Consider the following 9,123-nt stretch of genomic DNA (forward strand, 5'->3'; position numbering starts at 1 on the left):
CCTCGCCGATCATGCGCCAGCCCCTCCAGTGCCCGCGCTCGCGGCCTCCTCTGGTGGGGAGGCGGCGTGACGGGGTGGCCGCCATCGACCAGCGTGGGTCCTCACTGACCGTTGAGTCGGCGGAGCGTCTTGATTTGGCTGCTCATCTGTGCCGGTCGGGGCGCGCACTTCGGGGTGTTCCGAGGGCCAGCGCGCTGGCGGAGGGCCGGGAGGCTAGGCCTGAGCCCGCGTTGAGCATCATGAACCAGCACCGCACGTCGCTGCGTGCCGACTTGGACAAGCAGCTCCGTGAAGCGGTCGCGGACGGTGGCGCCCGTGGCCGTTGCGTCGAGGGTGACGAGGTCGTGGAGGTGCGTGATGGTCGCGTTCGCATCTACTGAGTCAATGTGCTTCGTCGAGCCCGAGCTCGTGGCGCCCGGCGTCGTCGACGGGGTCGTCGAACTCGACGTGGACTGGCACGCCGGGCGTCACGACGAAGGCAACATCGCCGTCGTCGGTGCCGCAAGCGAGCATGAGTGTCTCGCCGGTATCGAGCTTGCGGCGGTACATGGCGAGAAACGTCCGTGCCTCAGCGTCGTCCCAGCTGAAGTTGTAGTTCCCATAGTGGATGGTCGCCATGACTCCTCCTCGGTAGGCGGTGACGACGCCGCGTGTGGCTGTGCGGCGTCGTCGGGTAGTAGTGCCTCGGAGCCTACCGAGGAGGATCCCTCGGGCCTCGGTGAGGGGGTGGCGTGATGCGGCGGGGTGAGGTGCCTGGTACTGCGCCTGGCGCTGCTGCTGGGGTGGAGCGCATGCGTTTGTGGGGGCTGGTGCTGCTGGCGGCGGCGTTGCTGTGCGCGGTGCTTCAGGCGGCTTCTGCGTTGTCGGGTTTGGGCCCGGCGCTGTCAGGGGTGGGGGTGCTCGCTCTGGTGCTGGGTTTCACCGGGTCGGTGATGGTCGTGGGGGCGCCGGGTCTGTGGGCGGCTGGAAGTGTCGATGTTGAGGGGGAGATGGCTGATGAGGACTGAGCTTGATTGGAGTGTGTGTCAGCGTTGCCGTGATTGCGGGCGCGAGATGGTGCCGCAGCGCAGGAGGCGCGTGCGCTCGGGCAGGGCGGTTCACGCGGGTGGTGGGCGCTGTGAGGCGTGCGCGGTGCGCCGTCACCGGCGGCGCGCTGCGCTGGGCCTGCCGGTGGGGGCGAAGCCGTTCATCTCCGATGAGGAGGTCGCTGACTGGCGGTGGACGGCCTCGGCCGCGTGCGCCGGCATGGAGCGGCTCTTCGCGCAGGAGGGGCAGGCGGTGGCTCGGACGCGTGAGGTGTGCGGCCGGTGCCCGGTGCGTTCCCGCTGCTTGGAGACGGCTCTCGCCCTGGAGTTGGGCACCCGCAAGGACGGGCGCTTCGGCATGTGGGGAGGCAAGACCCCGCAGGAGCGCACGGAGTTGGCCAGGTCGCGCGTCAGGGCGGTCCGTGACGGTTTGGGGATCGGTGAGGCGGCATGAGCGTGTTCGTCGAGGTCGTCGTGGACCTGCCCAAGCCGGTGCTGGTCCCGTTGCGGGGCAGTGCTGCCAGGTGGGCCGATATGCGCAGGGCGTGCGTGGTCGTCGAGGACGGCGAGACCCGCATGTCGTTGATGGGCGTGGCTCTGCACCAGGACGGCTCGGAGGGCGTGTACCAGAACGTGCCGTGCGATGGGGCGATGCTGGCGGGCCTGGGGGTATCGGAGGAGGACAGGCGGGCTGTCGAGGTGGCGCGCCGAGCCGCCGTCGAGGCAGGCCGTTGCGCGGAGGCTCTGCTGTGAGCGGGCGGCCTGCGCCGATGAGTGAGCGGGACGCGGCGTGGATCCGGGCGCACGTGTGGACGCCGAGGATGCGCAAGACCTACAGGAAGAGCCCCGTGTTCAGGACCTCGTGCCCCTGTTACGACGGGCCGTGCTTCCACTGCCGGCGCGGCGCGCATCGTGAGTGCACCTTCGAGTGCGATGACCAGCGCTGGCACAAGCATGTGGCGGACATGAGCATCGGCTGGATCGTGAGCTCAAGGGGGTATGCCCTCGATCCGGAGATATGGGAGGCGGGTGTGACGCACCGGGGCAGGTGCTCGTGCCACGACCGGGGGCATCGGCTGCCGGGCCGGGAGTACGAGGCGGATCTGTACGCGCCCGGTGCGCAGGGCACTGGTTCATTGTTCGAGCTTCTGGGATGACTGGGAAAGGGGATGAGGCCGTATGAGCGCCCGGGTGACGGTGACGATGACCGCGATGGGCCCGAACATGGGGCGGGTCTCCTATACGCGCGAGGCCCTGCTTGCCGACGGCGCGGACCCGGTCGGCATGGATGACGCGGTCGCCAGGGTCGCCGACGAGGCGCGGAGGGCCCGCTGGATGCTGCTCGGCTGCCAGGCGGGGTTGGACCGCCACCTGGCGAGGATGAGCGGCGAGGCGTTGGGGTTGTGGGACGCCTCGTCGGCCCCGAGCGGGGGTGGGGCGGCATGAGGATCGTCGTCTACTCGCGCCCGGGCTGCACCGCCTGCGCCCAGACCATGCGGGCGCTGACGCGAGCCGGCGTCGGCTTCACCGAGCTGAGCGCCGATGAGCATCGTGATCGCCTGACCGCGGATCTGGGTGCGACGGGCCTGCCGGTCGTCCTCGTGCTGGACGGGCAGGAGCCCGTGGCCCAGTGGCAGGGCCTGCGCCCGGATCTGATCCGCTCGTGGTCCAGGCGCTGGCGGGCCGCGTCGGCGGCGGGGCCCGAGGGGAGGATCGCATGAGCTCGGTGGGCCGCCCTGCCGGGCCGGTGTGGTCGAGGGACTTCACGATGCTCGCCACTGAGGCGTTGAGCCTGAACGACCGCCGGCCCCGCATGCGGGTGGCGGCGCGGGCCCGTGAGCTGCGCACGCTGGGGTACTTCGAGGCCCGCCGCAGCGGGGACCCGGCGCCGCGCCTTGAGCGGGCCCTGATCGTCGTCACGGTGCTGTTCTCGACCAGGGGCAGGCGGGACCCGCACAACTTCGCGCCCACGGTCAAGCCGATCGTTGACGGCCTGGTGGCCTCCGGGCTCTTGCCGGATGACGACTCGCGTCACCTCGATCTGCGTATCGAGGGGCGCCCGGAGGAGCTGAGCGAGCGGGTGGCCGGCCGGGCCGCGACCACGTTCCGATTCGACGTCTACGACCTGGGAGGAGGACAGGCGATGAGTGACGCCCGCGAGACGGCGCCCACTGGGTCGGCGGTGAGGCGCCGGCCGCGTCGATCTCCTGTGGCAGGGTGATGATCAGCGCGAGATCGAGCAGCGGACCACCCTGCCCACCGTCCCCGCCCGGACCATCAGCCGGCTCACGCCCCGCCCCGCCCGCCACCACGCCACCACCGAAGACAACCAAGGACCAACCATGACCACCACCCACGCCCCCACCCGCCACGCCCCACGCCACCGCACCTGACGACCCCACCGGGCGCGACAGCGCCCTGCGCGCCACCATGCTCACCGAGCCAACCGCCCACGAGCGCGCCAAACGCGGCCTGCGCGGCCGCCTCAACCGCCTCGGCCTGACCCTGCCACCATCAGCATGGGAGCTCGCCGAATCCGCCCGCCTCCTCCTAGCCGAGCTCACCGCCCTCAACACCCACACCGCCCGCCTGGCCCAACAAGCCACCGTCATCGTCTCCAGGGCCTCCAAAGACGAACCCGACCCACACGACCTCGTCGAGCGCTTCAACACCATGACCCGCTCCGCCGTCGCCATCCCCTACGACCCCGCCATGGCCAGCAGGCCCCTGCTCTGGAACAACCTCGCCCCCACCACACGCCGCGCCTGGCTCACCGCCACCGCACGCGCCGTCGAACCCCTCAACACCCACCACTGACCCCGCTCCCGCACAGCGCCGGGACCCGCCGCTCTCGTATGGTGGTCAGCCCGTGCCGCCGCGTAGGGCGAAACCAGGCAGCGGCACCGGGCTGTCCACGGCCCCGGTGCGGGTCCCGCTGTCCACCTGTGCGTCGCCGCCGGCCCGGCGATAGCCGGCGGCGTCCACAGGTGGGCAGGGGGCTCCACCGCGCCCAACACTCCCAAGTGTCGCCCGCCGGCGCGTGAGCGCCACCGGCCAGCGGCCGCCACCGGCGCCCCCCCCGGGGGCCGCCACCCCGCCACAGCCCGACCTGCCCGTTTTGGTTTTGGGGGTTAGTGGCGCCAGGCCCATACGTGGGTGCGGGTGGTGATGGGGGCGTCGGCGGGGCCGCGTAGGTAGTCGTCGATCCATTGCAGGCGCCGGTGCTGGTGGCCGGGGCCGTGGGGCTGGTGGGTCCAGTGGCCGCGCACGACGTGGCGGGTGGTCAGGCGCCTGCCCGACGGGGTCGCGGTGTCGTGGGGCTCCAGGCGGGCTCGGCGGGCGGGGCGGACATCGATGACGCTCACGTCGCACGGGCCTGGCCGGCGCGCGGGCCCGTGGGCGCGTGGGGCGGGCGCCGCGGGGGCGGTGGTGGCCACTGACGGGGTGCTCATCAGGACCCAGGCGGCCTGCAGCAGGGCGAGCACTCCGACGTGCTCGGCGGCGGTGGCCACGCCGGCGGGGGCCAGGACCGTGCCGCCGGCGTCCAGGGCCGCCGGGATCGGCTGGGTGATGGTGGTGAAAGGCACCAGGAACGGGCACTGGTGCTCCATCAGGGGTAGGGGCAGGCGGGCGGGGCGGGTGTGCAGCTCGACGCGGATCACGGCCCCGGCCTGGGCGTGGGCGCGGTGGTGCGGCGCGGTGATCGCCCATGACAGGGCATCGACGGGCACGGGGTCGTGATAGGGCACGTCGGTGCGCGCCCCGTCGCGCAGGGCCAGGCCGTCGGTGCCGGTGGTGTCCCAGGCTGGCAGGGGCTCGGCGAAAACCATGAGCCCGTGGGCGGCGGGAGCATCAGTGGTCAGGATCGCGGGCACGTCCTGACTGGCGTCCATCGCGAGTCGGGCCATGGGCCCGGCGACCCAGTACAGCTCGGCGGCCTCGACTGTGGCGGCACCGCGCTGAAGGGCCCGCGCGGAGTCGTCTAGCTGGGCGGCCAGGTCGGCCCGCCCGATGGCCCTGGCCCGCTGGGCCACGCCGGCCAGGCGCACGGCCTCGGCGCGGCCCGCGCGCACCAGGGAGCGGGCCATGACCGGCACGGTCGTGGCCGACCACGGCGCCGGCCTGGAACGCCGGCTCACAGCGCCCACTCCCGATCGCTCATCGTGCTGCCTCCCTGGTGGTGATGTGTCGCGCCCGGGCGGGGAGTCGAACCCCGCCTGCGACCATCCGGGCTGCCATTAGCGTGCGGCTAGTCGATCAGACCGCGCTCGGCGGCCAGGACCTCGCGCAGGACCTCGGCGTTGGCGCGGTCCAGGGCGGCGCGGTACTGGCGCGAGACCTCGCCCATGGCTCGCACCGGGGTGTGCAGGCCCTCCTGCTGCATGGCGCGCAGGGCGCGCGCGGTCGCAGCGGCCTCGATGATCAGGGGCAGGTCGATGGTCTCGATGGCGCTCTGCTCGCCGTCGTAGCCGATGACGGTATGCGTCCAGGTGCCATCCTCATCCACCAGGGGGCGGGCGGCCCGGATGGCGCCATCGAGCAGGTCGCCCCACTCATCGCCGCCGGCGGCGTGAAGCGCGCTCAGCTCCTCAGCGGTCCGAAACTCCTTGTAGTAGAGGAAGTGCGACGCGACCTCACCGACGATCGCGTCGCGGCGGGTGATCTCGTCCAGGATGCTGATGCTCATGGTGTCCTCCTTCTGAGGTGGGGGGCAGCTTCTCCGTCCCCTGTTGAGATAATAATATCTCAGTAGGGGGCGGGGGTCAAGCCTTTTCCCGCGTCTCGTCCGTCGTGTGGCCGGGGATGATGCGGGCGTAGGAGCCCTGGTTGCGCAGGTCGTGCCAGGCGCGGGCCGCGGCCATGCGTCGCATGGCCGGTGAGGCTCCGCGCTCGACCTCGTCGGGGCGAGCTGCGCGGTAGGCCTCGGGGGCGTCCCATACGGGTACGACCCCGGTGGTGGTGCCGTCGTCGACGGCCTGGTCGCGCAGGTCATTAGCCAGGGCCTCCAGGGCCTCGATGGCGGCCAGCACGCCGTCGGGGTCGCGGGGGGCGCGCCGTCCGGACTCCCACTGGGAGATCACGCTCTGACCGACGTCCAGGATGCGGGCCAGGTCGGCCTGGGTGGCGCCGGTGGCCGCGCGCCGGGCGGCCAGCTCGACGCCGGTGATCGCCGGGGTCCGGTCCAGGCAGGATGCCCAGTCGGCGGCGGCGCTGACCGCGGCGGGCGGCGAGCCGTGGCCGATGATGGCCGAGGCGTCGGCGCGCTGCCCCCTCCATGCCGCCCCGGTCAGGGCCCCGGTGTCATCCAGGCGAGGGGTGATGCTCAACGCGGCACCCCAGGGGCCGGAGATCACCATCTTGTCGACGCCGTCCACGACGGCGGGCCACTGCTCGTCGACGCCGTCGGGCACCGAGTCGATGACCTCGTCCCAGACGCGCTGGTAGAGGTCGGCCACGCCCTCGGGCACCGGACGGGATATCCCGTCCTGGTCCTGGGCGGCGCGGATGCTGACCATCGGGTCGTGATGGTCGCGTGTCCCGCTCCCGCCCATCACTGGCCCTCCTCGGCGGTGCCGGCGCCCTCGACGAGCAGGTCCTGGGGGACAGCGGCGTCCGGATCGAGACCGAGCCACCCGGGCAGCTCGTAGACCCAGGGGTCCCCCACGACCGGGAGCCCGTTACGGGTGAGACACTCGTCATAGGCCTCCACGTGCAGGATGTCGCGGCCGGTGACAATCCGGGCGTGCCGGGTCCCGGCGTCGATGGTCACCTCGAGACCATCGGCCAGGGCGGGACCGCGCAACGTGAGGCCGGCGGCAGCCCCGCCCTCACGGGCGGCAGCGACCAGGGCGCGCACGGCTGCGCTCTGAGTCCGGCACGCCCGGGCCACCTCGCCGGCGGCGGCGCGGACCGCCCCCAGGGCCTCGGGAGAGTCGATGTCCTCCCAGAAGGCCCCGGGGGTCCCCTCGTCCCTGTCGCGCTTGACTCGCTCGTAGCGATCAAGCACCTCCCTGGCCCCGACGGTCGTGGCGTAGGCGTCATGCGCCCGCCTCAACACCTCGTCGAGGGTGGCACCAACAAGGGTGGCACCAACAGCGGGGGCTGTAGTCGCAGTTGCCATTGTCTCCTCCTATGTGTCATGACCATGTTCAGCGGCCAGGGTTCTTCAAGCTTCGCGGCGCGCCTTGAGGAAGTTCTCGGCACACTCCTTGCGGGTGCGCCCCCAGGCCACGGCATACTGCATACGGTCGTGCTGATTCGCCATCGCGTCGGCGTGCGACGGCGAGCGGATCGCCATCCAGTTGCTGTCCGAGGTAATCCCAGGCCACCAGATGTCGTTTCGCTCCAGAGTGGCGACACAGTCGCGCTTGCCGTCGACGATGACGGCCAGCGATGCCAGGCCGGAGGAGATCGTGGAGATCACGTAGTCGAGGGTGGTCATGGTGTCCTCCTTCTGAGGTGGGGGCAGCGTTCTCCGCCCCTTGTTGAGATAATATTATCCCAACAAGAGGGGTGGCGTCAAGCCCTTTTCGTGCCGACCCCACCGAGTGGTATGTGATGGCGCTCACATGTGATGGTTCGCTGGGGTGCACCCCAGCGCGACATTCCGGTGACGCCGCCGGCCCGTCGCGATAGGGCCGGATATGGCTGTTGTGCGACGGATGTGTGCGAGGCTCTAGACATGCAGCACCACACTCGGCCGGCGCCCGCCGGCCAGCGCATCGGCTACGCCCGGGTCTCCACGATCGATCAGAACCTCGACCGCCAGATCGCCGCCCTCGGCGACGTGGACCGGCTGTTCACCGATGAGGCCTCCGGCTCATCGCGCGACCGGCCGGGCCTGGCGGCCGCCCTGGCTTACGTGCGCGCCGGGGACGAGCTCGTCGTGACCTCCATGGACCGCCTGGCCCGCTCCGTGCGCGACCTGGCCGACCTGGTCGACGAGCTCACCGGCCGCGGCGTGGCCGTGACCTTCCTGCGCGAGGCGCAGACCTACGGCGCCGGCCAGGCCGACCCGATGAGCCGGCTCCTGCTCGGCGTGCTCGGGGCCGTGGCCGAGTTCGAGCGGGCCATCATCCGTGAGAGGCAGGCCGAGGGCATCGCCGCCGCCAAGAGGCGCGGCGCCTACACCGGGCGCGCCCGCGCCCTGAGCGAGGCGGATATCCCCCGGGCCAGGGCGCGCGTGGCCGCGGGCATGCCCAAAGCGGTCGTGGCCCGCGATCTGGGCGTGCACCGCTCCACCCTCCACAGAGCACTCAACCAGCAGACCGAGTAAAAGGCCAGGGCGTCCAACGGCTGGGCGCAGCCCGCCTGCCGCATCCCCTGGGCGGCATCGTGGCCACGACGCGGCCGTCACGCTCCCGAAGGACTCTGTGAGCCCGTTGGTCAGCTCGCCGCGGCCATGTCGATGGTCAGGTCGAGGTTGAGCGCATGGGCGATGCGCCACAGCGTCGAGACCGAGGGGACCTGGCCGCCGTTCTCAACGGCGGAGATCACGGACTGGGTGGAGCCCATGCGGTCAGCGAGCTCGGCCTGGGTCAGCCCGGCGCGCGTGCGGGCGGTGTAGACGAGCTCAGCCAGGCGCAGGCGGGTCTCCTCCTCGGCCTGGGCGGCGTCGAAGCGGGCCCGCTCGCTGGGGGTCATGGCGGCCAGGGCCTGGGCCTCGGCCTGCCTGAACGGCGTGGTGGTCATGGTCGCTTTGCCTTCCTGTGGGTGGCTGCTCGTTCGGCCTCGTGGGCCGCCTGGGCTCTGCGGGCCCGCAGGATCTGGGCCCGCTCGTTGTCGCGCTGCTTACGGAATGTGGTCAGGGTCACGGCGCGGCGGTCGGGGTCGAGCACGTAGGTGATTCTTCGGGCGACGCCCTCGCAGGTGAACCGCAGCTCGCGCAGGCCGCCGCCGAGCTGGCGCGACAGCGGCATGCCGAGCATGTGGCCCGCTTCCTCCAGGCGGGCCAGTACGCGCCCGACCGCCGCCTTGCCCTCGGGGCTCAGGCCCTGGTACCAGGCCAGCACCTCGTCGGAGAGCTCAACCGTCCATCGCATGAACAAATTATATCATGAAAGCGATATCGGTGGCGGGGGATATTCTGGGGGCTGGC

The 9,123-nt window shown here is 71.7% G+C and carries 17 protein-coding genes; 9 read left to right on the forward strand and 8 right to left on the reverse strand.

The window, feature by feature from the left end; translation table 11 throughout:
• Positions 1-381: 381 nt before the first annotated feature.
• A complete protein-coding gene (locus tag B6G06_RS09035; RefSeq protein WP_081171933.1) occupies positions 382-618 on the reverse strand; it encodes a hypothetical protein in 237 nt (78 codons plus the stop codon).
• 164 nt (positions 619-782) lie between these two features.
• On the opposite strand from B6G06_RS09035, the gene B6G06_RS09040 reads away from it, so the two are divergent.
• The 8 genes from B6G06_RS09040 to B6G06_RS09075 all read left to right on the forward strand — a co-directional run bounded on the left by B6G06_RS09040 (position 783) and on the right by B6G06_RS09075 (position 3,842).
• The gene (locus B6G06_RS09040) at positions 783-1,007 is read left to right on the forward strand and encodes a hypothetical protein (protein WP_125898912.1); all 225 of its coding nucleotides are present in this window, start codon (positions 783-785) and stop codon (positions 1,005-1,007) included.
• A 124-nt stretch (positions 1,008-1,131) separates the two neighbouring features.
• Entirely contained in the window at positions 1,132-1,479 is a 348-nt protein-coding gene (locus tag B6G06_RS10115; protein ID WP_205635455.1) for a WhiB family transcriptional regulator, read from the forward strand.
• Positions 1,476-1,778, forward strand: a complete 303-nt coding sequence (locus tag B6G06_RS09050) for a hypothetical protein (RefSeq protein ID WP_081171935.1) — start codon at positions 1,476-1,478, stop codon at positions 1,776-1,778. The genes B6G06_RS10115 and B6G06_RS09050 overlap by 4 nt, the downstream gene beginning before the upstream one ends.
• Before the next feature lie 17 nt (positions 1,779-1,795).
• Positions 1,796-2,182, forward strand: a complete 387-nt coding sequence (locus tag B6G06_RS10745; RefSeq protein ID WP_081171936.1) for a DUF6248 family natural product biosynthesis protein — start codon at positions 1,796-1,798, stop codon at positions 2,180-2,182.
• A 22-nt stretch (positions 2,183-2,204) separates the two neighbouring features.
• Entirely contained in the window at positions 2,205-2,471 is a 267-nt protein-coding gene (locus B6G06_RS09060; protein WP_081171937.1) for a hypothetical protein, read from the forward strand.
• Positions 2,429-2,746, forward strand: a complete 318-nt coding sequence (locus B6G06_RS09065) for a glutaredoxin family protein (protein WP_081171938.1) — start codon at positions 2,429-2,431, stop codon at positions 2,744-2,746. Before B6G06_RS09060 ends, B6G06_RS09065 begins: the two co-directional genes overlap by 43 nt.
• Entirely contained in the window at positions 2,743-3,246 is a 504-nt protein-coding gene (locus tag B6G06_RS09070) for a hypothetical protein (protein ID WP_081171939.1), read from the forward strand. Before B6G06_RS09065 ends, B6G06_RS09070 begins: the two co-directional genes overlap by 4 nt.
• A 209-nt stretch (positions 3,247-3,455) precedes the next feature.
• Positions 3,456-3,842, forward strand: a complete 387-nt coding sequence (locus tag B6G06_RS09075) for a hypothetical protein (RefSeq protein WP_081171940.1) — start codon at positions 3,456-3,458, stop codon at positions 3,840-3,842.
• Between the two features lie 314 nt (positions 3,843-4,156).
• Here the strand turns inward: B6G06_RS09075 and B6G06_RS09080 are convergent, their stop codons facing one another.
• The 5 genes from B6G06_RS09080 to B6G06_RS09100 all read right to left on the reverse strand — a co-directional run bounded on the left by B6G06_RS09080 (position 4,157) and on the right by B6G06_RS09100 (position 7,467).
• The gene (locus tag B6G06_RS09080) at positions 4,157-5,113 is read right to left on the reverse strand and encodes an AcrVA2 family anti-CRISPR protein (RefSeq protein WP_081171941.1); all 957 of its coding nucleotides are present in this window, start codon (positions 5,111-5,113) and stop codon (positions 4,157-4,159) included.
• Positions 5,114-5,274: 161 nt separating this feature from the next.
• A complete protein-coding gene (locus B6G06_RS09085; protein ID WP_081171942.1) occupies positions 5,275-5,712 on the reverse strand; it encodes a hypothetical protein in 438 nt (145 codons plus the stop codon).
• A gap of 76 nt (positions 5,713-5,788) precedes the next feature.
• Complete coding sequence (locus B6G06_RS09090) at positions 5,789-6,541, reverse strand: helix-turn-helix domain-containing protein (RefSeq protein WP_164505217.1); 753 nt, start codon at positions 6,539-6,541, stop codon at positions 5,789-5,791.
• Positions 6,542-6,576: 35 nt separating this feature from the next.
• Complete coding sequence (locus tag B6G06_RS09095; RefSeq protein ID WP_081171944.1) at positions 6,577-7,146, reverse strand: hypothetical protein; 570 nt, start codon at positions 7,144-7,146, stop codon at positions 6,577-6,579.
• A 45-nt stretch (positions 7,147-7,191) separates the two neighbouring features.
• Positions 7,192-7,467, reverse strand: a complete 276-nt coding sequence (locus tag B6G06_RS09100; RefSeq protein WP_081171945.1) for a hypothetical protein — start codon at positions 7,465-7,467, stop codon at positions 7,192-7,194.
• Positions 7,468-7,707: 240 nt separating this feature from the next.
• On the opposite strand from B6G06_RS09100, the gene B6G06_RS09105 reads away from it, so the two are divergent.
• Positions 7,708-8,301 carry a recombinase family protein gene (locus B6G06_RS09105; protein WP_081171946.1) on the forward strand — a complete coding sequence of 198 codons (594 nt, stop codon included), beginning with the start codon at positions 7,708-7,710 and terminating at the stop codon, positions 8,299-8,301.
• A gap of 110 nt (positions 8,302-8,411) precedes the next feature.
• On the opposite strand, the gene B6G06_RS09110 is transcribed toward B6G06_RS09105, so the two are convergent.
• Positions 8,412-8,717: a helix-turn-helix domain-containing protein gene (locus B6G06_RS09110; protein ID WP_081171947.1), complete on the reverse strand. Its 306-nt coding sequence runs from the start codon at positions 8,715-8,717 to the stop codon at positions 8,412-8,414.
• On the reverse strand, positions 8,714-9,067 hold the full coding sequence (locus B6G06_RS09115; protein ID WP_081171948.1) for a type II toxin-antitoxin system RelE/ParE family toxin: 354 nt from the start codon (positions 9,065-9,067) through the stop codon (positions 8,714-8,716). The genes B6G06_RS09110 and B6G06_RS09115 overlap by 4 nt, the downstream gene beginning before the upstream one ends.
• Between the last annotated feature and the right edge of the window lie 56 nt (positions 9,068-9,123).

Source organism: Actinomyces gaoshouyii, from assembly GCF_002076915.1.
Taxonomy (GTDB): domain Bacteria; phylum Actinomycetota; class Actinomycetes; order Actinomycetales; family Actinomycetaceae; genus Actinomyces; species Actinomyces gaoshouyii.

What these genes read in the sequence shown, in the direction of transcription:
- B6G06_RS09035 (WP_081171933.1), bottom strand. Translation starts at nt 618, where the DNA reads ATGGCGACCATCCACTATGGGAACTACAACTTCAGCTGGGACGACGCT.
- B6G06_RS09050 (WP_081171935.1), top strand. Translation starts at nt 1,476, where the DNA reads ATGAGCGTGTTCGTCGAGGTCGTCGTGGACCTGCCCAAGCCGGTGCTG.
- B6G06_RS10745 (WP_081171936.1), top strand. Translation starts at nt 1,796, where the DNA reads ATGAGTGAGCGGGACGCGGCGTGGATCCGGGCGCACGTGTGGACGCCG.
- B6G06_RS09060 (WP_081171937.1), top strand. Translation starts at nt 2,205, where the DNA reads ATGAGCGCCCGGGTGACGGTGACGATGACCGCGATGGGCCCGAACATG.
- B6G06_RS09070 (WP_081171939.1), top strand. Translation starts at nt 2,743, where the DNA reads ATGAGCTCGGTGGGCCGCCCTGCCGGGCCGGTGTGGTCGAGGGACTTC.
- B6G06_RS09075 (WP_081171940.1), top strand. Translation starts at nt 3,456, where the DNA reads ATGCTCACCGAGCCAACCGCCCACGAGCGCGCCAAACGCGGCCTGCGC.
- B6G06_RS09080 (WP_081171941.1), bottom strand. Translation starts at nt 5,113, where the DNA reads ATGGCCCGCTCCCTGGTGCGCGCGGGCCGCGCCGAGGCCGTGCGCCTG.
- B6G06_RS09085 (WP_081171942.1), bottom strand. Translation starts at nt 5,712, where the DNA reads ATGAGCATCAGCATCCTGGACGAGATCACCCGCCGCGACGCGATCGTC.
- B6G06_RS09090 (WP_164505217.1), bottom strand. Translation starts at nt 6,541, where the DNA reads ATGGTCAGCATCCGCGCCGCCCAGGACCAGGACGGGATATCCCGTCCG.
- B6G06_RS09095 (WP_081171944.1), bottom strand. Translation starts at nt 7,146, where the DNA reads ATGGCAACTGCGACTACAGCCCCCGCTGTTGGTGCCACCCTTGTTGGT.
- B6G06_RS09100 (WP_081171945.1), bottom strand. Translation starts at nt 7,467, where the DNA reads ATGACCACCCTCGACTACGTGATCTCCACGATCTCCTCCGGCCTGGCA.
- B6G06_RS09105 (WP_081171946.1), top strand. Translation starts at nt 7,708, where the DNA reads ATGCAGCACCACACTCGGCCGGCGCCCGCCGGCCAGCGCATCGGCTAC.
- B6G06_RS09110 (WP_081171947.1), bottom strand. Translation starts at nt 8,717, where the DNA reads ATGACCACCACGCCGTTCAGGCAGGCCGAGGCCCAGGCCCTGGCCGCC.
- B6G06_RS09115 (WP_081171948.1), bottom strand. Translation starts at nt 9,067, where the DNA reads ATGCGATGGACGGTTGAGCTCTCCGACGAGGTGCTGGCCTGGTACCAG.